Origin of the sequence: Candidatus Rickettsiella viridis, from assembly GCF_003966755.1 — a bacterium.
Taxonomy (GTDB): domain Bacteria; phylum Pseudomonadota; class Gammaproteobacteria; order Diplorickettsiales; family Diplorickettsiaceae; genus Rickettsiella_B; species Rickettsiella_B viridis.
In genome coordinates, this window is record NZ_AP018005.1 from 614350 (window position 1) to 639283 (window position 24934).

Annotated in this window: 14 protein-coding genes and 2 pseudogenes; 7 read left to right on the forward strand and 9 right to left on the reverse strand. The window is 39.0% G+C overall.

Annotated elements, in window-relative coordinates:
* Window positions 1-280: 280 nt before the first annotated feature.
* Window positions 281-1592, forward strand: a pseudogene (gene gshA, locus DMP02_RS02870) (glutamate--cysteine ligase).
* A gap of 1 nt (window position 1593) precedes the next feature.
* Window positions 1594-2559, forward strand: coding sequence for a glutathione synthase (gene gshB / locus DMP02_RS02875; protein WP_126322582.1), 966 nt, complete (start codon window positions 1594-1596; stop codon window positions 2557-2559).
* Between the two features lie 74 nt (window positions 2560-2633).
* Here the strand turns inward: gshB and DMP02_RS02880 are convergent, their stop codons facing one another.
* The 7 genes and pseudogenes from DMP02_RS02880 to DMP02_RS02905 form a co-directional block, all read right to left on the reverse strand.
* Window positions 2634-2975 (reverse strand): SUF system Fe-S cluster assembly protein, encoded by a 342-nt coding sequence (locus DMP02_RS02880; RefSeq protein ID WP_126322583.1) that lies wholly within the window; start codon window positions 2973-2975, stop codon window positions 2634-2636.
* Between the two features lie 5 nt (window positions 2976-2980).
* Complete coding sequence (gene sufU / locus DMP02_RS02885; RefSeq protein WP_408608706.1) at window positions 2981-3466, reverse strand: Fe-S cluster assembly sulfur transfer protein SufU; 486 nt, start codon at window positions 3464-3466, stop codon at window positions 2981-2983.
* Window positions 3429-4688, reverse strand: a complete 1260-nt coding sequence (locus tag DMP02_RS07340) for a cysteine desulfurase (RefSeq protein ID WP_232019650.1) — start codon at window positions 4686-4688, stop codon at window positions 3429-3431. The genes sufU and DMP02_RS07340 overlap by 38 nt, the downstream gene beginning before the upstream one ends.
* 87 nt (window positions 4689-4775) lie before the next feature.
* A pseudogene (gene sufD, locus DMP02_RS07345) lies at window positions 4776-6026 on the reverse strand (Fe-S cluster assembly protein SufD); the annotation flags it as partial.
* Between the two features lie 5 nt (window positions 6027-6031).
* Window positions 6032-6787 carry a Fe-S cluster assembly ATPase SufC gene (gene sufC / locus DMP02_RS02895; protein WP_126322584.1) on the reverse strand — a complete coding sequence of 252 codons (756 nt, stop codon included), beginning with the start codon at window positions 6785-6787 and terminating at the stop codon, window positions 6032-6034.
* A gap of 167 nt (window positions 6788-6954) precedes the next feature.
* The gene (gene sufB / locus DMP02_RS02900; RefSeq protein WP_126322585.1) at window positions 6955-8397 is read right to left on the reverse strand and encodes a Fe-S cluster assembly protein SufB; all 1443 of its coding nucleotides are present in this window, start codon (window positions 8395-8397) and stop codon (window positions 6955-6957) included.
* A complete protein-coding gene (locus DMP02_RS02905; RefSeq protein WP_126322586.1) occupies window positions 8394-8849 on the reverse strand; it encodes an SUF system Fe-S cluster assembly regulator in 456 nt (151 codons plus the stop codon). Before DMP02_RS02905 ends, sufB begins: the two co-directional genes overlap by 4 nt.
* 399 nt (window positions 8850-9248) lie before the next feature.
* Between DMP02_RS02905 and DMP02_RS02910 the strand changes: the two genes are divergently transcribed.
* Together DMP02_RS02910 and DMP02_RS02915 are read left to right on the forward strand one after the other, a co-directional pair.
* The gene (locus DMP02_RS02910; RefSeq protein WP_172593967.1) at window positions 9249-17456 is read left to right on the forward strand and encodes a hypothetical protein; all 8208 of its coding nucleotides are present in this window, start codon (window positions 9249-9251) and stop codon (window positions 17454-17456) included.
* A complete protein-coding gene (locus tag DMP02_RS02915) occupies window positions 17432-21001 on the forward strand; it encodes a hypothetical protein (protein WP_126322588.1) in 3570 nt (1189 codons plus the stop codon). Before DMP02_RS02910 ends, DMP02_RS02915 begins: the two co-directional genes overlap by 25 nt.
* 271 nt (window positions 21002-21272) lie before the next feature.
* Here DMP02_RS02915 and DMP02_RS02920 read toward each other — a convergent pair whose 3' ends face one another.
* Window positions 21273-21896 carry a hypothetical protein gene (locus tag DMP02_RS02920; protein ID WP_126322589.1) on the reverse strand — a complete coding sequence of 208 codons (624 nt, stop codon included), beginning with the start codon at window positions 21894-21896 and terminating at the stop codon, window positions 21273-21275.
* Window positions 21897-21938: 42 nt separating this feature from the next.
* Window positions 21939-22694 (reverse strand): pteridine reductase, encoded by a 756-nt coding sequence (locus DMP02_RS02925; RefSeq protein WP_126322590.1) that lies wholly within the window; start codon window positions 22692-22694, stop codon window positions 21939-21941.
* A gap of 25 nt (window positions 22695-22719) precedes the next feature.
* Here DMP02_RS02925 and DMP02_RS02930 point away from each other — a divergent pair, with 25 nt between their 5' ends.
* The 3 genes from DMP02_RS02930 (at window position 22720) to icmQ (ending at window position 24831) form a co-directional block, all read left to right on the forward strand.
* Window positions 22720-23904: a class I SAM-dependent methyltransferase gene (locus DMP02_RS02930; protein WP_126322591.1), complete on the forward strand. Its 1185-nt coding sequence runs from the start codon at window positions 22720-22722 to the stop codon at window positions 23902-23904.
* A 65-nt stretch (window positions 23905-23969) separates the two neighbouring features.
* A complete protein-coding gene (locus tag DMP02_RS02935; protein WP_126322592.1) occupies window positions 23970-24248 on the forward strand; it encodes a hypothetical protein in 279 nt (92 codons plus the stop codon).
* A gap of 7 nt (window positions 24249-24255) precedes the next feature.
* Window positions 24256-24831 (forward strand): Dot/Icm secretion system protein IcmQ, encoded by a 576-nt coding sequence (gene icmQ / locus DMP02_RS02940; protein WP_126322593.1) that lies wholly within the window; start codon window positions 24256-24258, stop codon window positions 24829-24831.
* The last annotated feature ends 103 nt before the right edge of the window (window positions 24832-24934 follow it).

Sequence of the window (24934 nt, forward strand, 5' to 3'; positions counted from 1 at the left end):
CGGATTTAATATAATGTATACAGCAACAGCATCTAGGGCTTTTTATGATGCTTAGCTAGGATATGAGCTAGAAAAATTCACTATTACATTATTATACTCACAGCAAGGGGATTTTCGGCAAGTTGCCACAAAAATAAGTATCTGCAGTGTATATGGAATACAATAAGGTTACAAATTGAAACAACCGCCGTGTATATAACATACATGCGGATTGCGAACTGAGCGGGAACGCAGTCGAAAATTCAAGTGCGAAGAGTATATTTGACCTAAGGGGACATGAATGAATCAACCATCGAATAAGAGTGACGACATTCCCTGTTTGGCTTCGCATTGTTTAGATCCGCTACACTTGCTAGAAAAACAGTTATTAAGTTCGCAGTCAGCGATAGAAGCGTGGTTGCGTGATCAATGGCGTAAAACACCACCACCATTTTATTCTTCGGTGGATCTGCGTAATGCAGGGTTTAAATTAGCACCGGTCGATACGAATCTATTTCCTGCGGGATTTAATAACTTAAAAGAAGATTTTATTCCTTTAGCGGTTCAAGCGGCTCAGGAAACCTTAGATCGATTACTACCTGGATGTTTACGACTATTAATTATCCCTGAAAACCATACCCGAAATCAGTATTATTTTAAAAATCTGGTTGCTTTGCATGACATATTAATTCAAGCGGGTTTTGAAGTGCGAATCGGTTCTTTATTAGAAGATATTGGAGAAGAAAAGAAAATTTCATTAGCCTCAGGTCGGACTCTCTTACTTGAAAAAATAAAAAGAGTAGATGATCAAATCAGCGTGAATGATTTTTTACCTTGTTTACTGCTATTAAATAATGATTTAGCCAGTGGTGTCCCTGAAATTCTAAAAGGGTGTTAAGCAAAAAATATTTCCTGCCAGTGAATTAGGTTGGCATAGGCGTTTAAAATCGCAACACTTTAAAGCGTATGAACAGGTATGCGAAGAGTTATCGCAGTTAATTCAGTTAGATCCTTGGTTGATTAGTCCCTTTTTTACGCGTTGTGAAGGTGTGGATTTTATGAAACGCGAAGGTGAAGACTGTATGCTAGAACAAAGCCAACAGTTATTAACTAAAATTCAAAAAAAATACGATGAATATCATATTAAAGAAAAACCGTATGTCGTCATTAAAGCAGATTCAGGAACGTATGGAATGGGCGTGTTATCCATTCATGATCCGGCTGAAATTCAAAATTTAAATCGAAAAAAACGCAGTGATATGATGGTGGCAAAAGGTAATCGCCCTATCGAGAAAGTGATTATACAAGAAGGGGTTTATACCTTTGAAACCTGGAATGATGCGGTGGCTGAGCCTGTCGTTTATATGCTCGGACAATACGTCATCGGTGGTTTTTATCGTGTGCACACGGGTCGTGGCGTCAGTGATAATCTGAATTCGCCGGGAATGCAATTTGAACCACTACCTTTTGTGAAAGCTTGTAATATCCCCGAAGTTACGACCAGTCAAAAAGGCAAATGCGCCAATCGTTTTTACGTCTATGGTGTGATAGCCCGTTTGGCTGCATTGGCGGCGGCACGTGAACAAGCGGCTGTTTTGCAAGCAAGGAATTAAAATGACGAAAAAGTTTGCATTGGGTGTGATTATGGATCCTATTTCACACATCAACCCTAAAAAAGATACCACGTTTGCGATGTTATTAGAGGCACAGCAGCGAGAATGGCCTATTTTTTATATGGAGCAAAGCGATCTTTTTCTTCAGCAAGATAAAGTCTGTGCCAGAATGCGTCGTTTAGTGGTAAAGGATTCGGCTAAAAATTACTTTGAATTTGGCAAAGAAACCGTACAGGGTTTAGATCAACTGGCTGTGATTTTGATGCGAAAAGATCCGCCGGTAGATATGCAATATATCTATACCACACAACTGTTAGATAAAGCCGAACAGCAGGGTGTGTTAGTGGTGAATAAACCACAAAGTTTGCGTGATTTTAATGAGAAATTATTTATTAGCCATTTTCCGCAATGCTGTACACCGAGCTTAGTGACACATCATGTTGCGGCGGTTAAACAGTTTTTAGCAGAACATAAAGATATTATTATTAAACCATTGGATGGTATGGGTGGTTATTCTATTTTTCGATTACGGGAAAATGATCCTAATATTAATGTAAGCTTAGAAATCTTAACCGCAAATAATCAGCGTTATACGCTGGCGCAGCGTTATATTCCAGAAATTACGCAAGGAGATAAACGGATTTTAATGATCAATGGCGAGCCCGTACCTTATGCTTTAGCACGCATCGCCGCAGAGGGTGAAACACGTGCTAATTTAGCTGTCGGCGGCAAGGGTATAGGGATTGAATTAAGCGAACGTGATCGTTGGATTTGTCAGCAAGTGGGACCTACGTTAAGAGAAAAAGGCTTGTATTTTGTAGGTTTAGATGTGATCGGTGATTATTTAACCGAAATTAATATTACCAGTCCTACCGGCATTCGTGAGTTAGATGAACAGTTTAAGTTAAATATAGCCGGCTTGCTGATGGATAGTATTAGTGGCTCATTGTCATTGCGAGCGCCATAGGCGCGCGGCAATCCAGCTACATATATTCCCCTGGATTGTTTCATGCCTGCGGCACTCGCAATGACGATAGATTTTTATAACATACCCAACTGTAATTTCGCGGCTTCAGTCATATTGTCTGATGTCCAGGGTGGATCCCAAACTAACTCAACAACCGCTTCACTCACGCCGGGTACATGACTAACCACGTTTTCTACATTACCGGGAAATGTTTGTGCCACCGGACAGCCTGGCGTGGTTAAGGTCATTTCAATCTTTACCGATCCTTGAGTATCGATCACTACATTATAAATTAAACCTAAATCGTAGATATTAACCGGGATTTCTGGGTCGTAGATACCCTGAAGTGCTGCAATAATATCCAGTTTTAACTGTGCAATGTTTTTTTCTGATAGGGGATATTTTGCTAAGTTCATGCTGTTTAGTTTTCCGTAGAAACGGTTTTTTTTTGTTGCTGCAATCCGGCGTGTAAAGTATGCCAGGCTAAGGTGGCACATTTGACTCGAGCTGGATAGGCTTTAACACCGGAGAAAATCGTTAGTTTGTTAAAATCGTCAATGGGATTCGTTTGTTCTTTTTCATGGGTTAATAATTCATGAAAATTTTGAAAAAATAATTGTGCTTCTTGTTCTGTTTTTCCTTTTAGTGTTTCTGACATTAACGAAGCCGATGCCATGGAAATAGCACAACCTGAACCAGTAAAACTAATATCTTTAATGGTATTATTTTCAACGTTTAAATAAACCGTTAAACGATCACCGCAAAGCTGATTAAATCCCTCGGCTTGCCGATTTGCATTTGCTAAGACGTGGCAATTACGTGGATGGCGTCCATGATCGAGGATCATTTCTTGATATAATTCACGTAACTCAGACATGGCTAATAACCGATGTTGTGTTTGGTGCATTAAAAATGCTTTGTGCGATTTTTAAGCCTTGTATTAATTTATCAATTTCTTCTTTGGTATTATAGAAAGCTAAGGAAGCACGCACGGTAGAATCGACATTAAAGCGCTGTAATAAAGGCATCGTGCAATGTTGTCCGGCTCTAACGGCAACACCGACTTCGGAATTTAAAATGTCACTGAGATCATGTCCATGAATGCGCTGGCCTTGATTATCGTGAATAACGAAATTTAAAATAGCGGTTTTTTCTTGTGCGGTACCAATCAAGCGTATACCTGGCAGTTGTGTTAATTGCTCGGTAGCATACGTGAGTAATGCTTGTTCATACGCTTGTGCCGCTGAGAAATCGAGTTGATTCAGATAATCAATCGCTGCACCTAAACCGATGACACCGGCAATATGCGGTGTGCCGGCTTCAAATTTATAAGGAGGTTCGCGATAATTGCTTTTTTCTAAGCTGACTTTGGTGATCATGCTACCGCCGCCTTGATAGGGAGGCATCGCTTCTAATAAATGTTGTTTTCCATACAGCACACCGATACCGGTAGGGGCAAACATTTTGTGTCCTGAGAAGCAATAAAAATCACAATCTAAGGCTTGTACATCCACTTTTTGGTGTGCAACGGCTTGTGCGCCGTCAATTAATACCGGTGTGTTATTCGCATGCGCTAAATCAATAATTTTTTTGATAGGATTGATCGTGCCTAAGGTATTTGAAATGTGACAAAGCGCCACTAATTTTGTTTTGTTGCTGAGTAACTTTTTATATTCTTCTAAAATTAATTCACCGGCATCATTAATAGGAATTACTTTAAGCTGTGCGCCGGTTTCTTGGCATAATAATTGCCAAGGGACGATATTTGCATGGTGTTCCATATGCGTGATGATAATTTCATCGCCGGCCTTTATTTGTTGGCGGCCATAGGTTTGGGCTACCAAGTTAATTGCTTCGGTGGTGCCACGTACAAGGATAATTTCAGAAAAATATTTCGCGTTAATAAATTGTTGAACTTTTTCGCGACTTTTTTCAAACACATCGGTGGCTTGTTCGCTTAAATGATGTATACCTCGATGCACATTACTGTATTCTTGGCGGTAAAAATCGCGCATTCGTTCTATAACGCAATGCGGTTTTTGCATACTGGCGGCACTATCCAGATAAACGAGGGGCTTGCCCTGAATTTTTTCTTGAAAAATAGGGAAGTCTTGTCTTATTTTTTGCACATCAAACGGTTTTTTATGTTGGCTCTCTAATAAGTCGCTTAGTGAACGCGACAATAAAGCGTGTGACCTTAATAAGGGCATCTGTTGAATAATGTCTTGAATAAAGGCTTTAATTAAAAGCTGACGTGCTTCACTGGCATTTACACCACGTGCACGCAGATAAAAAAGCGCATTTTCATCGAGCTGACCTATGCTGGCACCGTGTGTGCATTGAATATCATCGACAAAAATCTCTAGTTGAGGTTTTGTATTCACTTCAGCATCGCGTGAAAGCAGTAAGTTTTTGTTAAGTTGCTCAGCTGTGCTTTTTATAGCCTGTGGTCGAACAATCACTTTACCATTAAATGCCGCGCTTGATTTATCGGCCACAATACCTTTATAAAATTCTTTGCTGCTTGTATAAGGGCTAATATGATCGATGACGGTGTGATGTGCGATATGTTGCTTTGCTGTAGCCTGGTAAAGGCCTTTTAAGTGGCATTGTGCATGCGCTTGGCAAAGTTTAACCTGTGTATCGCTGCGCACTAAACCGCCTTTTAAGGCGATAGAATAAGAGAAAAATTGGCTGTTGGCTTGTTGTGTTACACATAGGTTGCCGATATGCGTGCTTGTTTCACTTTCTTCAATGAGTTTGTAATGTTCAATATGGCTTTGTGTCGATAAAATGCATTCGGTGACAGTATTTGAAAAATAAGTGTTAGCATTTTCTTGTAGTGATATATATTTTTCGATAATTACCGCGCGGCTGTTTTCTTCGGCAATGATCAGATTACGGATGGGGATAAATTGCTGTTCACCACTGTTAATGAATATTAATTCAATAGAAGAAGTTAACGCTGTATTAGCCGGTAAATAAATGTAAGCGCCATCCTGAATAAATGCGGTATTTAAATGAATAAAGCTGTTTGTTTGTTCCAGCGATGCTCGGCAGTAATTAACTAAACGCTCAGGATTATTTTTAATCTGTGTTGTTAAATCACTGATGATGAACTGATCGGGTAGTGCACTGATGGTCGATAATGATTGAGAAAAATGACCATTCAGAAACACTAAGCGATACGCGCTTGAAGTTTCCTCAAGCACGGTTGATAGTGCTTCATTATCGTTGTATGGGTTTATTGAAAAAGGTGTTTGTAAAAAGGACGTGAGTGGCGTGTATTTCCAATCAGCGTGTTTTCGGGTAGGAAAACCTAAGTTTGAAAAATGTGCTAGCGCTGTTTTTTGCAGCGATGTTAGCGATTCATGCGTATAACCCGGTAGTCTTTTTTCTGCACGTTGATATTCGTTGAGATAGTGTGCGATGGCAGAAGCGTTAGGATTAAGTGCAGTTGTTAACATTGTTTTTAAGCCACCGATTCTTCTTGTAGGATCGTAGAATAACCGTCTTTTTCCAAGGTTTGCGCTAAGGTAAAATCACCTGATCGAATGATTTTTCCTCCCGCAAGAATATGTACATAATCGGGCTTTATATAATCGAGTAAGCGCTGATAATGCGTAATCAATATCATGGCTCTCTCGGGTGAGCGCAGACGATTAACACCATTAGAAACTATTTTTAAGGCATCGATATCAAGACCAGAATCGGTTTCATCTAGAACGGCTAGCTTAGGTTCTAACAGCGCCATTTGCAGAATTTCATTGCGCTTTTTTTCACCGCCAGAAAAACCTTCATTGACGGATCGATAAAGAAAGTCTTGATCCATTTCAACTAATTTTAATTTTTCTTTGACCAGTGCTAAGAAATCCATTGCATCCAGCTCTGTTTCGCCGCGTGCTTTGCGAATCGCATTTAAAGAGGCTTTAAGTAAATAAACGTTACTCACACCAGGAATTTCTACCGGGTATTGAAACGCTAAAAATAAACCGGCTTGAGCGCGTTGTTCGGGTGATAATTTCGACAGGTCTTGATCTAAATAACGGATGCTACCTTGAGTGAGTGTATAACTTCCGCGTCCAGCCAACACGTTGGCTAAGGTGCTTTTACCGGAACCGTTAGGTCCCATAATCGCATGTACTTCGCCGGGTTTTATGTCCAGATTAATACCACGTAAAATGGTTTTGTTATCGATTTCTGCGTGACAGTTTTGAATTTTTAACATATTTTTTTAAAAGTTGAATTTACTTATAATTTGTCTGTATTGAGTACTCACAGCAATGGGACGTTTGGCAAGGCGCCGCGAAAACGAGCAACCGGAGTGTATATAACATACATGAGGATTGCGAGTTGAGTGGCAACGCCGCCAAACGTTCAAGTGCGAAGAGTACATTAACCAATGCTACCTTCCAGGCTTACGCCCAATAATTTTTGTGCCTCTACGGCAAACTCCATCGGTAGCTCTTTGAAGACCGCCTTACAGAAACCATTGACAATAAGCGATAAGGCATCTTCCGTGGCTATACCACGCTGCTGACAATAAAAGAGCTGGTCGTCACTAATTTTTGAGGCAGATGCTTCGTGTTCTACTTGTGCGGTTTGGTTTTTGGTTTCAATCGAGGGGAAAGTATGTGCTGTACAACGATCACCAATTAATAAGGAATCGCATTGGGTGTAATTACGGCTATTTTCAGCGCTGGGTGCAATCCTAACCAAGCCGCGATAGGTATTTTGTCCGTTACCAGCGCTAATACCTTTAGATAAAATGGTACTTTTAGTGTTTTTACCAATATGGATCATTTTGGTTCCGGTATCTGCTTGCTGTTTATGGTTGGCAACGGCAACAGAATAAAATTCACCGGTGGAATGATCGCCTTGTAAAATAACACTCGGGTATTTCCAAGTAATCGCAGAACCAGTTTCAACTTGTGTCCAAGAAATTTTTGAATTAACACCACGACAATGGCCGCGTTTAGTCACGAAGTTGTAGATGCCACCTTTTCCTTCTTTGTCACCGGGATACCAGTTTTGCACGGTGGAATATTTAATGGTTGCATTATCGAGTGCGACTAATTCTACTACTGCGGCATGCAATTGATTTTCATCGCGTTGTGGCGCGGTACAGCCTTCTAAATAGCTGACGGTACTGCCTTCATCGGCAATGATCAGTGTTCTTTCAAATTGACCAGTATTTGCGGCATTAATCCGAAAATACGTGGAAAGTTCCATTGGGCAACGTACCCCTTTGGGAATATAGCAAAATGAACCGTCGGTAAATACCGCTGAATTTAAACAAGCAAAAAAATTATCTTGCGCGGGAACGACAGTACCTAAGTATTTTTTAACGAGTTCGGGATATTCTTGTACTGCTTCTGAAAAGGAACAGAATAAAATACCCATACCACGCAGTTTTTCTTTAAAGGTGGTGGCCACAGAAATGCTGTCAAAGACGGCATCGACAGCGACACCGGCTAAAAATTCTTGTTCTTTTAGCGGAATACCTAATTTGTTATAGGTGCGCAGTAGTTCGGGATCAACCTCATCTAGGCTTTTTAGCTGTTTTTTTACTTTAGGTGCCGAATAATAGCTTATCGCTTGATAATCGATAGCTGGATAATGCATATAATCCGCCCAATGGGGCTCAGATAAGGTGAGCCAATGACGGTAAGCTTTTAAGCGCCATTCCAGCAGAAATTCAGGTTCATTTTTTTTAGCAGAAATCGTGCGTATCACCGATTCGCTGAGCCCGCAGGGTAGCGTATCGGACTCAATGTCACTGACAAATCCATGTTGATAGTCCTGTTGGAGTAATTTATCTAAAGCGGCATCTGTCATGAAGCATTCTCTAGTTGAGCTAAAGGTTGTTTTAATAGCGATTTTAATCGCAGGGGCTCTATCAGATCGGCCACGCTGATATGAAATAAGGTACCCTGAATAAAGGCGCTGATATTACGCCAATTATCGCGAATCATACACTGTTTTTCTACGCCACACGGCCGATTTGAATGGCTGCATGCCGTTAAAGCAATTTGACCTTCTAAGGCCTGGATGATTTTTCCGAGTGGAATGTCTTGCGGGGGTAGCGCCAGTTGATAGCCACCCTGAATACCACGATGGGCCAGCAATAGCTGGTGCCTAGCCAAACGTTTTAATAGCTTGCTGGTGGTGGCTAAGGAAACACCGGTTTTTTCGGCGATATTTCTTGCATTACTGGGTTGTCCCGGGTGCTTGGCCAAATAGGCCATCGTTACCATGGCATAATCCGTTAGTTTGCTGAGTCGTAACATAGGCAAAGAACAATCGCCCTCTTAATAAGGGGGGCTTTAAATATTTAATTGGGACCATTTTAGTCCTATTTATAGACAAAAACAAGCCTTATTCGTTCAAGGGCTCATTGCTATTTAGTTAAGGCTAAGTATCCATTGTTAAGCAAAAATTATGTGGGTGTTTACTTTTTATTTACACATTTTTCAATATTATCAGTCTAGCTTAAAGTCTTGATGAGGTATGAATTTTTTATTATTTATGTTGTTTTTTTATTAATATCCATATGCAAAATTATGTATGCCAATGAAAATTAATAATTCCTTAAGTTATATTTGTTTTAATGTTAGGTGACTATAAAAAATATTATAATAATAAGGTTTTATATGCTTGAATGTGACGTGAAGAAAGTAACTTCAATTATGCTTAATGATATTCGTGCATTGTTGGAGAACAGCTGGATTTTATACTATGACGATGAAATTAAAACAAGACTACAAAAAAAACTAGATGATAAACTCGCTCAAGCAAAAAGAGAAGCGAGAGAAAGGAGAGAGAAGGTTAATGAAGATGTACTCAAGCTTGACATATATCGCCTTTCGAAAGATGCTTTTTATAAAACACTTATTTCCGAATATAAAAGTAAATTTGAGCGTGAAATCTGGAGCGCAGGGGCTAATGTAAAAAAAAGTTTCGAGGATAGGATTAATATACTTGATTTAACTAAGGTATTAGCACAACTTCACCAAAGACATGCGTGGCTTAAGAAGCATAAATTTATAAGTGAATGTTTCCTTAGAGATTTTCTAAACAGAGAATTAATAGATAATGTTAAAAAACCGTTTTGTTTTACTAAACCTTGTACGGATCCACGTAAATGTTGGGGAGGAACCATTGAGTGGTATGATATAAGTAAGGACCGGCTTAGAAAAACCATCGAAGGTTATCCTTTTTCCAGAGATCATGCCCTATTTTCATATGTCTATTCTTCACAGGCTCACTCTGCTTTTTCTTTGCTTTCTTCGCTTTCTTCGGTGTCAGCATCAACATACACGCCTGATCGTGCCGTTGTAATACACTTTTTAAGTCGCAATGGATTACACGTCGAGTCTAAAGACGGTATCGATACACCCAATTATGCGCCTTATCATATTGACGAATTTGAGCATTTTTGCGGATCACAATGGAAGTCTTTCCAAACTTTATTTGTTAATATTCGTACGGAAGATAAGCCATTATGGATTCTTTTAAATAAAAAAAACCAGCAATGGATCGCCTATACGAATCAAGATATTAAAATAGAAAAAAACGTAGAGGATATTTTTAAAAAATATCATATTCGAACAGAGTTAGTAGATACTGCGCAAAATACACAACTTAATGATATGGAAATGACTGCAGAAGAGGCTTGGCATGCGGTTTTATTTGGTCGAATTTTTCCAGCTTGTAAAAAGCAGGCCGATGTAAAAACCTACCGCTATAATGTTCCTGTGTTTAGCTTGTGCGAATGGGCACAAATTCAATTTAGGAATGATTCTAAGCACAGAAAGCAAACTAAAAAGGCCTTTTTGCATCGTAAACCATTCACAAATTTTAGTGTTAATGAATTGATTCGGCATGACGAAGAAAAAGCCATTCCTACGCTATTAAGCGATTTTTCTCCTTTAGAAGATGTGTCGGTAGACAAAGTATTAGACAAATTTGATAAGCGTTTATTTGTACTCGACAATAATGAAAAAGCATTAACACTTGCTAAGCCTGGCTTTGAAACAATTGATCTGATTGCTGCCTTGCAAATTGTTTATCATGCCAAACTAGCGCGGCTAGCTTTTCCTACTATAGCGAGTAAAGATCCTACTATAGCGAGTAAAAATGCTCGGGTAGCAGAATTATTTAACTACGATCCGTATTTGCGAGAAATTTTTCCGATCGATAATTCTACGCATGACTTAGATACTTGCTATACCTACCCCTTACATTGTGCGGCGCGCAATCGATTTTTAGCGGCATTCGCCGCGGAGTACCTTCAAACTGCCAATGAGGATCTAGCAAAACGTAAAACGCTTTGGAAGATGACTGGTTTGAAAATGATTCACTTCTTTAAAGAGCAGGGTACTACGCTAGATTTGGATTTAATTAACACCATCACTCAGTTTAATAAAGATTGGCGCGGTACTTTCTGCAGTGAAAGCCATAAAAATAAATTAGATACACATAACTCAGCCTGGGCTTTTATACAAATGGCTCAAATGGGTAGAGAAGGCTTAGATAGCTTTTTTACAGCTTTGGAAAATAACTATGCGGCTATTTGGAATAGTACTGAACAAGAACCTGCGCCAAATCTTAGTTGTACCTTTGATTTAGCCGGAAGTTTAAGTGATAAACCTGTTGAATATATTGTTCATCTATCAGAAAAAATTAGACAGTTTGACCAACTAGGAAAAGGTTGCGGCCCTTTATTTGATAGCTTGGCATTGATTATGCCGGATGATTTATCGGAGATAAATCAACATGCATTTGGCGGGTTAATTACTGTTTTAAATAGGCGCAATGGAATATTTGCGAATGATCGCAGCGAAGTGCTTTTATATAATTTAGATATTAAAGATATAAATAGCAAAAATATTTTATTATTACTGCAGAAAAAGGCCGCTGAGGATTTAGCAGTTTTAATTCGTATACCCGCTTGGGACAGAGAGGCTTATGAAGATAAAAACGCTTGTGCCGTAAAAGCACTGTATCGTGAGGTTCAAAATAAGATTCTGGATAATCAAATAAAACGTCGTCAAGCGTCTTTAGAAAAGAATACTCAGTCTATTTATGCCGCTGCGGACGGTCAATTAAATGCAGAAGTCATTATTGCGGATCAAGATGCTAAAAAAGAACAGCCGTTTGATGGTGACGATATTTTATATCCACTCTCTGCACAAACGCCAGGCATTCAGCAACAGTTGCAGCAAGAAGTAACACAAGAATTTCAACAGGAACAAGAGCAGGAACAAGAGCAGGAACAGGAACAAGAGCAAGAACAGGAAATTACTCAGTTTTTTGGCGATGAAAGAAGTCTTATTAGTCGTGACAATATCGACTTAGAATGCGAGTCAATGTGGGAAGTGCTAGCCGCAGATATTAAAAATGCATCGGGTTGGACTCAAGGTGATTTAGCGCAGTTGTTTTCTCTGTGGGTAGGTAGTGAAAAAAATGCAGCGCAGGTGATTGAGAAAATTCAACCACAGGCCGTACAAAAAATAATGCAGAATGCGCCTCAGTTTCGCTTGGGTTTCTCCAAAGATAATCTTCCGGCCGGTTTTTATTTAAGCTATTCAAGAAATAAAGGCTTAATTTTATGTTTTGATGAAAAACGTGAAAAACAAGATCTCAGAGCACGCGCAGCTTTAGTTTTAAAAAAACGTAATCCATTTACGGTACAACTTCACCCAGCACGCTTGGAAAGTGAATTTAAAGGGGATTTTCGTCAGTTTAGAAAGACATTTAATGCAACATTATCCGATCCATTATCCGATCATGAGGCTTTAACGGTATGGAAATATCTAGTGCTAGAAGATAAGGATTCACTACGGATTAATAATGCTAGGGCCGTGCTAACTAAAAGGTTAACCGGCGATGCACTACGCGACGAAAATATTGCTACTAGCATACAATATTTTGATCTTAACCCTTCTGTTAAATCTATAACGGCGGGTGATTTTAAAGATTGCTTGGAAATAGTAAAAAAATGGGTCATAAATAAATATCCATCTATTTCTAGTGCATTAATTAACGATTTATTTGCCGCAGAGAGTGCTATCACTTTGACTGAGTCGAATCTCAAGGCATTTGGTCAGCTGTTTAATTTTTATGATATAGAAAATCAAGGACGAGACAATCAAGGGACACAACATTTCTTATTTCTTGCAAATCAAATCTATAAAAAATTTGGCGCTGATCATTTTGCCGTATGGAAAAAGCGATTTTTAGATAGTTCGCTAAATTGGTCAGAGTTATTGGATAAAGCAGAGATCGATGCTTATGCGCTCAGCATGGTTACTTTAAAAGATAAACCAGACTATCAAGTGCTATGGTGGAAATTAGTTGATGCGCATGGTGCAGCAACCGGTCAGATGCATTATGCAGATTTATGGTATGCCTTTCAAAAAGTACTGGACTTAGTTGAATCAAAGCAGCTTATTATTAATAAAGTTGCATTTTTCCAGTGTTTAGAGGGTAATGAGAATTTTCAGGCACAGGTATTCCTTGATAGGCTTTATCGTGTATTAAAAAGAGTCGATACTGAAGCGGCAGGCTATCAAATTCAGCAGGATATTTTAAATCATATAGCTCAGATAGATTGGCGCCATAATGGTTTTTATTATGCAAATCAATACGACGATTACCCTTACTGGCATGCACAGACAAAATTAACTGGATTTACTGCATCCTCTGCTGATAGTGATGAAAAAAGCTATGCTGTTAAATGGGATGGCGCAATTTCAGCTGATTTTATCGAGTTGCAAGCATTGCGTTATGCGAGTCAACGCATTCGGCTTGATTTTGCTGATTTTAATCGCTTTAGAGAAAACCTTTCCGCAGGCCTAGCTGAAATTGAAGGTGAAGAAAAACCATATCTTATAACGCGTATGTATCTGGCTTGTATTGCTTTAGGCGTTGATCGTGCAGAAGATCATTCCGCAACGGAAATATCCAGCTATTTTACCGCTTTGAAAAGTTGTGATATTGGAATTTTGCGGTGGATCAATCAGCAACTGGTTTTAGATGCTAATTTATTGACGGGCACCCTAAAAATCCGTTTTAGTGACATCGCGTTTTTGGCTAAGACCTTGTTAGAAAATCGTTCTTTGCCAAGCTTGAAAAAGTTATCTTCGGATGAATCCATTGTTTTTATTAATAACTGTGGACGTGCGATTCAATGCTATGGCGATGATAATAAAGATCAATTTGTTAAACTTATCCAGCTTGTATCGCAGAAAAAAGAATTAGCGCCGTTGCTAAACTACTATCCTTGGTTATTGAATGACATCGACCAAGGAAAGCAACCCTTTAAAGTAGTAAGAACAGATTCAAGGCAGCGAGATCAAGTGCTATTGCTTGAAAAACAACTACAGTCCATTGATTTTTCTACATCGCGTTATTTGCCTGAATATACAGAGCTTAAAAGTGCTTATGAATCTATCTCAAAGGCGAGCGATCCTGCGCGTGAAAGAAGACAAATAATAGAACAATGGGTGCAAAAAGGTTGTACTGTTGGCTATCAGGATGCTGATTTTAGACCACTTAACACGCAAGAATGTCAGGAAACTAAGAAATATGTAGAGAAAAACTTTTTTGAGGGGTTTAAAGCGCAAAATTTATCATTACTGAATAAATTAATGTCGCGCCTTGCGGTTAAGTCAGATCTAGACTGCCAGGAACAGATGAAAAACTTAGCTAAGTTTTTTATTCGCTTGGATAAAAAAATCCATTACAACGAAGTAGGGCAATTAATTGGCTGTTTATTAGAAAAAGTAAAGACATCTAATCCTAAGCTTTATTATTCGGTGCCACAATTAATAAGCTGGTTAAATTGCTTAATAGATAAAAATACCATCTCACAGCAGCATTATCCGGTAGATTTACTGAATACGGTACTGAACGAGGCTATTAAAAACCCTCATGCCAGTCTAATCAATGCGAGTTTAAATAAGCTTAAGGCCGTTGCTGAGATAAAGCAGCAAAAAGCGATTGATCGCGTGATGAGAAACGCACTACCTAGTTCATGTAAATCCACTTTAATTAAATTAATTTTACAAAACGGTATTGATAGCGCTCATATTGAGGAAGCAGAGCAGGTTTTATTGCATCTGCATGCAGCTAAGGCGAGTACGCATTGGTTAAGTAGCAGCAGTCAGCTGATTGAGGCAATGGCAGTAGAAAAATCATTTTGCTCGGAAGTGCTTGCTAGGGTTAGCAAAACGGCTGATCAAGTATTTCCTGATTTAGAGGGCGAATCTAATGACATTTTAACTTCATTATGGGCAGAAAGTCAGACTGCATTAATTCAATGGGTACAGAAAGGGTTAATAGATGCCACTGGCTTAAACCGTGTTTTTACAATCAGTGATACGGTAAAACAACCATACCTACAAATGATTTTAACGCAGGCGGTTAGCGATATAGATTTATCAAATAATAATAGAGACGTTATAAATCTCAAACTGGCGCTGACGAGCTTGCCTGTAGGCGAATTAAAAGCGCTTGCAGTCTATTATGCTGCCCCCCCTTATCCTGCTGTTAGCTTGCTTAAACGCTTAATGACTGAAAAGAAACTGCATTCGGCAGAAGAAATCATTCATCATTATGAATCCGTAGAGCAAGCAAGAAAAGCCGATGGAAGTTCTAAGCGGCATTACAGTCTTAGTTTGGAAGATAAAGAAAGTTTAGATCGGGTGTTGCAAGGGATAAAGCGTAAAGGACAAACGCAGCTGAGCAATAACGAACAAAAAAAATTGCTTAATCTTTTTTATTACACTAATAGCTATGCTGAAGCGGAACAATTGCATCTCAAGCCAATGCAAGATTTACAAAAAATTCTGCAGCAAAACTTGCTAGGATTAAAAGCAGCGTTTTCTGCTGAGAGCAAGCATCAGAGCTCAGCGCGTTTATTGGCCTGTATGCGGGAAATTTTACTGCGTAAATCGGGCAAATGGGCAAATCACACACAAATGCTGGATTTAATTTATGCAGCACTTTATAACGATGAAAGTTTGCTGCATCAAGTTCGTACCGGACAAGGGAAAAGCATTATCACGGTGATGCGTGCTAGCTATTTGGCGTTAACCGGTTTTGTAGTGGATGTATTCAGTGCTAAAGAAAGTCTATCAAAACGCGATCATGAAGAGTTTGCGCCGGTATTGGATGCGATGGGTATTCAACATGCCTATATTGCCGAAAGTTCTGCAGCAGAGGCTTATAAAGTAGCTTCTTCTTTAGAGAATATGGGTACAGTAGGTGCTATCAATTATGCGACTATCGGTAATTTTAGCTTGTTTCAATCCAGGCATATCTGGCAAGGCGAGCAGGCAATTAATCTTTATACCAATAATCGTGTTGCCTTTTTAGATGAATGTGACCATGTTTTAAAGGACGAGAAAACACAGTTTAATTATTCAGATAGCCGAGACAGTGATGCGGTTTATAATTTAGATGAATGGGTTTATAGAGCGGCTTACGATTTTTATTTGCAAAATAAACAGGACTTTGAATCTGATCCGCGTATCTCACGTGATAAACATCTGAAGCCGTTATGTCGCTATTTGCAAGAATGTCTTAAACAAGCGCCTAAACAATCTACTTTTTTTCAGAAATATATTATTCCAGCTTTGGATAATAATGCTGAAGCGCTTGAAAAACGTGATCAAAAATTAAAGCAATTGCTGACGGCTGCACATACGGCGGATGGTTTAAAAGAAGGTGTTCATTTCTGTAAAAGGCCTGAATTAAAAACATTGGCTGGCAATACGGTTGTTCATACGCGTTTTGCTAAAGTAGTGATTGATAATCAAATTAGACAAGGTTCTACCTATAGTGATTTAGTGCAGCAATTTTTACATGTACGCTTAAATAAAGAAGCGACAGTTGCTGGCGAAACGCCGAATTATTTTGTTGAACCTTGTACAGAAATTGCTTTATCGGAAAATGCGCCTTATTTACTGAAAAAATATTACTGTAAATTAGAAGGTTGTACCGGTACAGCAGGGAATCAGCATGATCTAGAGACTTATGAAGCGGTTTATGGGATTAAGCATGTCGTAAAACCACCGAGTCACGAGGAAATAAGAACAGAATTTTTACCGAGTGAGTTTTGTGAGTCTGAACAGGCGCAAATCGAGAGCTTAGTAGCTAAGATTATTCGCCATAATGATCAACCGATATTAATTACCTGTGAAGATGATATTGCCCTTAAACGTATTGCTACAAAAATAAATGCGCAATTGAAATTAGTGCAGCCTGATTATAATGCTAGCGCTATTGTCGTCGATACGAATGATAGTGGTAAAACAGAAAGTCAGATTGTGCCAGATGCTGGGCGTAAGGCTGCAGTAACGATTAGTTCACGTTTAGGGCGCGGCACCGATATAAAACCAGAATCAGAAAAAGTTCTGATGGTATTACGCACCTATGCAACCAGCCCACGTGTCACCAAGCAGGAATATGGACGCCAAGGACGTAATGGTGCGCGAGGAACGTGTCAAGATATTTTTGATATTTCGACCATACACAAGCAATACAGTGGATTTTCTAATTCTCCACATTATAAAAAAAGACTCGAAGAGATTAGGCAGGAACAGTCTACCCATTTAGATGAAAAGATAAATAAACATAATAATAAGGACTCTGAAAAATTTGCTTGGTTATCTAACGCAAGCAGTCGTGAAAACTATATTAAAGTGCGTTCGGTGGTGCAATTAAGCGCTGAAATTAAGCAACAACAAGAGGATTTTTTACGTCGCAAAGAGTTTATGATTGCATCAATGACGGGTAATGTTAAGCAGGTATTGCATCAATATATCGGTAAAGCAATTCCTCAGCATGCAGAATTGAGTGATGCTTGGCTAGACAGTCGAAAAAAATAGAAGCTATTTGGAATGCACGTCTTACTGGAAAATCAGGTGATAGTGACGAAGTCTATCAAGAATTTTTCGACAAAGCGGCGAAGGAGTGGGAAATATTTTGTGCGCGGTATATGGATCTGGATTGCTTTTTATTATTGGATTTTATACCTAAAGCTAGCACAGCGCTTAGAACTGATTCATTAGCAGAGAAAGCAGAAAAACAAGCCACAGCAGATTTAAATTTCTGGAAAGAAAAGCTTGATAAAAAAAGTTTATCGGCAGGAGATAAAGAGAGACTACAGAGTTTACGTAAAGACCTGCGAAAAAAGTTAGTTGTTTATCATCCAGATAAAACAGATAAAAATAGTGATTATCCCGAGCTTATAAAGGTACTTACAAGTTTAAATACCTTAATTAATAATTGTTTAGCTGCGATTACTTTTACTGAAGTGCCAGCCGATCAACCTGCTGAGCTATCCAATGTAATGGAAACGCATTCATCAAAAGGCGCTATTATTCCGTATAGCCCATTGCCAGGGCAAAATACAGCACATGAAGCGGATAGAGAGACCGTCATTAATTTTTACCAGCAATGGTTAGTCGGTGTAGAGAAATACCTGCTTAGAGAAAATGCTGAGCTTGTAGCAGCGTTTTATACAGACCTAGATAAGCTTTACAGGCAATTATACGCTGCGAGTATAGACTCATCTAATAATACAGCAGTACTTCAACAAGAAAAGAACCGTATTGTGTTATTTGCCGGGTTAACAGAAATAGTGCAAAACGCTTCGGCATACCGTGTTTCTTGTAGTGCATGGACAGCGTTAGTTGAAGTATTAAGCGCCGCAGGCGATGAGCATGTTGCTAACTATGTCAAATTTGCGCAGTGTTTTTTCAGTCAACCATGGCTTACTAAAAAACCATATAGCGAGTTAAGTGCAGAGGATATAGCGAAAAATGATGCTCTGCTTAAACTAATGATGAATATTATTAAAACAGCGTATGTTGCACCTGATTTTTTACAGTTTACTGAGCGCTTTACACAGGCCGTGTATAGTTATTTTTGGAATCATTTTAGCAATATAAAATATATTGAAGAGGTATTTGCAAGGGATCCAAACGTCACAAAATTATTAATGTGTCACACGAATAAAGCTGATATTGCTGATATTCTTAATCTACTGAGCAACCTGGATGGTGACTCAGAGGTTCGGGTAGTACAGTTATTAAGCTACCTTGAGGAAAATGCAGCAGCGTTAGAGAAGACACCTCATGTGATCATGCCTTTGTTTAGTATATGTTTGGCGCCAAACCAAGAGGGATTGAGTTATCTACCTGCGCCGGATTGTTTGTCTGAAGTATCGGCTGTGGGGCAGGGAGATTTCTGGTATTTTTTAAGCCGGCGTTTAGCAATAAGCCAAGCTGACTGTGAAGAATTAATTCGATTATTAAACAGCCAGACAAAAGATTCGGCGTTTTTGGAAAAAAGCTTTAGACCGTTGGTAAATTTACCGGCGCATGTTCCCTTAAGCTATATTAATGAACATCTGAAATTTGTGCAGGGTAGAAACGCTTCCAAATATTGTGAAAATAGCATAATAGCGGTTAAAGAGGCAGGTGATGCCTTAAATAGTTTTTTATCTCAACAAGGGATAATACCGCCAGCGGTAGAGTATACAATAGTGGTAGCTCCGGATAAAAAAGCGCTTTATAACGCTTATTTAAATTGTTTTGAAAGTATGTCGCCAAAGCAAAATCATATGTTTTTTAGCTTGCTAGCAAAATATTCAAATATTCCACATGAAATACAGTTAATTTTGGCTGAAAATTTTGCTAATAAAAAAATAAATTGCTTAGCATTGCTTGAAAATAGCTTTCTTTTATTTAACGACATACGTGAATTATCTCAAGCTAATCAAACCAAATTACGCGATATTTTTTTAGAGATTTTAAATGCGGATCCTGAGGAAATTGAGCCATGCCTGAAGCAGATGCGCGCGTTTGTTTCGTGCATCAAAAATGCTAAGGTAGTGAATAGCGATATACTAGGCCATTTACTCAAGCAGTGGGAAAAGTTAAGTCATGATCCGCAATGCTATTCAACTGTTTTAGAAATTTTGAAGCAAATTGATAGCTATATACAAAAATATCCTAGTGCAAAAGCGTTTATGCTTGAATACGTGGATAGTATTACTGGTCGAAATGTATCTGAACTTGGCTATGATTTGCAATTATTGAAAGTAAGCAATGATGCTAAAGTGAATAGCGGTATACTAGGCTATTTGCTCAAGCAGTGGAAAGATTTAAGTCAGGATCCGCAATGGTATTCAACTGTTTTAAAAATTTTGGAGCAAATTGATAGTTATACACAAAAATATCCTACTGAAAAGGAGTATATGCTTAGTTACTTGGATAGCATAGCTAATCGAAGTAGGCATAGACTTGAAGGTGATTTGGCTTTCTTTAAAGACAGCAATGCGCTCAAAGACAAAAAAATTCCAGAAAAGGCTATCGTAACGCTACGTGAAGACTATTTTAAAATAAATACGCCTAGCATTGAGGCGCTGCCACAGGCTTTTGCCGTGCTTTGTGAGGCAAATCAATTAGCTAATAATAAAAATTACGCAGATTATTTCTCTGATTTTTCTACCAAGAATCAAGGAAAAAGACAGCAAATTATGCAGTATTTGCACCATGGGCTGCTTAATTTAGGTGATTCATTTAGTGATAAATGTTGGCGATATTATCTGGATCTCATGAAGAAACAACTTGGCTCTATTCCAGATAAAATAAGCAAAGACTACCAGGCTCGGTTGTCAGTGACGCATTGTTTTCAACGCTTAATGAGTGTAACAAGAGAGCTTGCTACGCTGGCTAGATCGCCGTTTGCGGCGGCCGATAACAGTGTTGATAATGCGCCTACGAATGCAGAGTTTTTAACGCAACGTCAACAGTATATCGCTAGCCAACGCGCTCGTTATTCCAGTTTTTGGTTTACTAATAAGTTGCGCAAAGAGCAAGCAAATAACTTCTTTGACGCACTTGAAAGTTTAGACAGTGAGGATTCTGCTGATTCAATAGACCGTGTTTATTTATTTAGTTTTAAGCAGATATTGCAAACACAACGAGATATTTTGCAAAGCGATAGCGATGTCTATAAAAACAAATCAAAAATACATAATAAAAAAGGTTATAGTCGTCTTTATGATATAACAGTACAGATGTTTTTGCGTACGGCACACGATTGTTTGAAAAATGATCAGGTCAGTTTAGATACGAAAAATAACTTAAATGACTTATTACAAGAACAATTAGCATTCCAAATTAAAATATTGCATGAGCGTTTGTCTGAGCATGCTAAATTAAAAGCATTAGCAGAAAAAATGCCTATCGCAGATGAATGGCTTCCGGGCTCAGTAGAGTTAAAGGCTTTAAAACATTTCATTAAGGATCAATATGATAATGTTCCTAAGCACTTACGCTATTTACTTGAGAATATTAATAATTTAACGCAGCTAAAGGATGATGTGCCGTTGCAGCGTACCTTGCACAGAGGTCATGCTTAGTAAGCCAACGAGCCGTGATAAGCGGGTTTGTGAGAGGAGGCCGAAGCAAGGTGTGCATTTGGCTTCCCCTTTGGGTGATGCGTTAAATTTGCTCATATTTGCATTATGTTTGATTAAAGCTACACTTTACTAAAGCTCCGCTGGATTGCGCTTGAAGTTTGATCCTAAAAGGTTGGGGATTGTCTTGACGCATGGTGTGCAAGTCTACCTCGAGTAGGAAGCCTAAAGTGCATCACATATCGCCATTATAGCTTAGTCGCTTTCAAGTAGATTAAGACACCAGCGGAACTTTTACTTTATTTGTTTTATCCTCGGTATTATCTGCGGGGGAGCCAATTTCTTTTTCAATAGTATCTAATTCAGCCATCAAATTATCTATTAGCTTTTTACTTGTGACACGCTTCGTCAGATCCATTCTAAGTATTGTCCCAAAGAAGAAACCACTACCCCATTTGCTTCTATATTCTGATAGTTTATCCTGGCTCTCTATAATGGATCTTCGGATATTAGTGATAGCTTGGAGGAGAGCGTCTTTATTCAGATTGGGTGTTTGAAGCGTTGAAAGAAGCGTTGAAAACTGTATTCCAATATTAGAAAGCAGCCCCGCTTTCTGCGCTGCAATGGTACTTTTTTCTTGAGCCAAGCGCCGAACTTGATTACGCAGAGGTTCTTCTAATAGTGTTTTTATTTTTACTGAGAGATAATTGGGTAGCGGGATAACATTAGCGTCGCGGATTTTCGGTATGGTAGGTACATTAACGGTTTCTGGCAGTGGTTCTTCTTTAAGTAATTCATTAAATTTCTTCACATTAGCCTTAGCTTTTTTTAGCTCTTCTGCATATTCTGCATCGAATTTATCATTATAAATAACATCAGGCTGTTTTTCTTTAGGCATGAAACCCTCTCTTTTTTATTGTTAGTGTTAAGTAAACAAAGCTTAATAATCGAGTGATAAGCCCCCATCGATAGCAATAATTTGGCCGGTAATATAGTTAGCGTGCTGGATCAGAAAGGTAACGGCATCGGCAATATCATCCGGAGTTCCAGCACGTTTTAGTGCGGTGCGGCCAACGATTTTTTCACGTAATGTTGGATTAAATTCAGTTTCATCGTCTGGCCAAAGTGCAATACCGGGGGCAACGCCATTTACTCTGACGGAAGGTCCTAACTCTTTGGCTAAGCATTTGGTGAGCATCACCAGGCCAGCCTTTGCGACACAATAAACTGGATATTTTCTCAGAGGACGTTGGGCTTGGATATCAACTAAATTAATAATACAGCCTTTTTGCTTTTTTAAGTGAGGTAGGGCAGCTTGGGATAAAAAAAGTGGGGCTTTTAAATTGCTTCCTAATAAGTCATCCCAGCTCTTTTCAGTAATTTCACCGAAGAGTGTGGGGTAAAAGCTAGAGGCATTATTGATCAGAACATCTAATTTTCCCCATTGTTCAATGACTTTTTTGACTAAATCAGGATAAGCGGCCGTATTTTGTAGTTCAGCTTGTAAGGTAATAGCGGTATCATGCTGTTGTTGATTGAGTTCTTGTGCCAGTGCTTCAGCTTCAGTGGCTGAGCGGCGATAATGGATGGCCACGCGCATGCCTTGGCGATGACAATGCCGAGCAATCGTTGCGCCTACGCGCTTTCCAGCGCCGGTGATTAGGACGACTTTAGAATCTGTATTAGAATTATGCATCTTAAATTTTACCTGTATCACGAGAATGACGACAAAAACACTTAGCTGTTTGCCATCTCTTAATTCCACGCATCAAGCGCAAAGCGAAGCGCTGCGTCAATTAATCATCCATGCGATTCAGCAGGATAAAACCCAATCAATCAGTTTTGCGCGCTTTATGGAACTAGCATTGTATGAACCGCAATTGGGTTATTATACCGCGAGTTTAAATAAATTGGGTGAGCAGGGTGATTTTGTCACGGCACCGGAAATTTCGCCGTTATTTGCCCAATGTCTAGGACAGCAATGTCAGGAAGTACTTGGGCAGTTAGGTGGTGGTGATATTTTAGAGATTGGTGCAGGAACCGGTAAGATGGCACAAGATCTTTTATTATTCTTAGAAAAAAAGGGTGCTTTACCCATACAATATAAAATTTTAGAAATTAGTCCGGATTTGAAACAGCGCCAACAGCATAAGCTAAAATCGCAAATTCCACATTTATTTCCTTTGATTGAATGGCTAGATGATTGGCCTGATAGGCCGTTAACGGGAGTTATTATTGCGAATGAAGTGGTAGATGCCTTGCCCGTGCATAAATTTTTATGGACCGAAAATAGCATTCAAGAAATGCGTGTGGTACATACCGAAAATAATTTTACTTGGCATTATGCACCGCTTGCATCAGTGCAGCAGACCAGCCGTTTAGCGCAGCTAAAATTAAATTATTTTAATGAAACCGTTCGATATGAGTCTGAAGTTTGTTTGGGCTTATCGGATTGGATGAGGAAGCTGAGTGCCGCTTTACAGCGAGGGTTGATATTGATTATTGATTATGGGTTTCCAGCGCATGAGTACTATCATCCAGACCGCCGTTTAGGTACATCAATGTGCTATTATCAGCATCGTGGACATAGCAATCCTTTTGTCTTGGTTGGGTTGCAGGACCTAACAGCCTCCGTTGATTTTAGTTTGCTGGCCCGTTATGCCGTGGAAACAGGCTTGGACTTGGCTGGATTTACATCACAGGCGGCTTTTTTGATTAATAGTGGTTTGTTACAACATATGGAAGAGTGTTATAATATAATCGCAGCAGTCGATCTTAATCGACAAGTGCATTGTTTAACTTCGCCGAATGAAATGGGTGAGTTAATTAAGGTAATAGGGTTAACTCGTGGGTATCAGACAACGTTACAAGGCTTTCTGCAGTATGACAAGCGGGCTCGTTTGTAAGTTTATTTTGATACATAATAGTAATATGTTTAGCTTTTTATATAATAAAAATAAGGGAAAAGTTTATGGTGAATAGAACAATGTTCTCTGCTGAAAAGGGGAAAGCCCTGGTGAGAGGAAAGGCCTCAGTTATCGATAAAGTTAAAAAAGTGACTGAGGGCATTAAAGATTTGCGCAGTTCTATCATGCGGTTAATTAAGGTCCTTCTTTTAGATAAATCGGGGTCTAAAACACCGGTTATTGATGCTTTAAAAAAGGGGGCTAACAATCTAAACGAGATGGAAAACAGTCTTGAGTCAACTGTCTCGCCACTTAATAGCACCGGCATTAAGTACAATAAATAGGTTTTATATGCCTTATTCAGAACAAGAAATAGAGATTGCTAGAGAAGTAAAAAAAATATTAGACAAAGGTATTCAAGAAGGTCCCTGGCAAGCTAATTTATTTCTAAAAGGTATAAAAAAAAAATTAGAAGAATTACACAGTCAATTTGAAGCAGATATTGGTCTAGATCACTTGAAGCGAGACGCCAGTAGCGGCAATAGCTCGTTGACTCGACCGCTGCATAATACCACTGAAATTTACATTTCTCTTTACCAATCACAGGGTAGTAATATACAAAAGTGGCAGGAAGTGATTGGTTCGCTCGTGCATTATTCCATGGGTCGGCCTATCTATAAGAATGAGGATGATGTCCGAGCAGCTATACAATTAACGGATAGGAATCCTAATAATGCCTATGTGGTGCTGAAGGTGAATGCTGATACTATCTTAGCTGATTCAGCAGAACAGCCAAGGGTAGATCGAGAGGGGCGTAAACTTATTATGTTGAAGGAAGGTAGCATTACACTGCATAATATTGTCCGTCTAGTGCATCCTTCGGGTCATTATAAACTAGTCGGGAATTTTTTAGTTAAGCAGGCCTGAGCCTTGTCCTGGCGAACGCCAGGATCCATGTAGAAATAGAAAATTATATGTTAAAGAATGGTTTTTTTATGGATCCCGCTGTCAATCTTCTGGTAGAAACCAG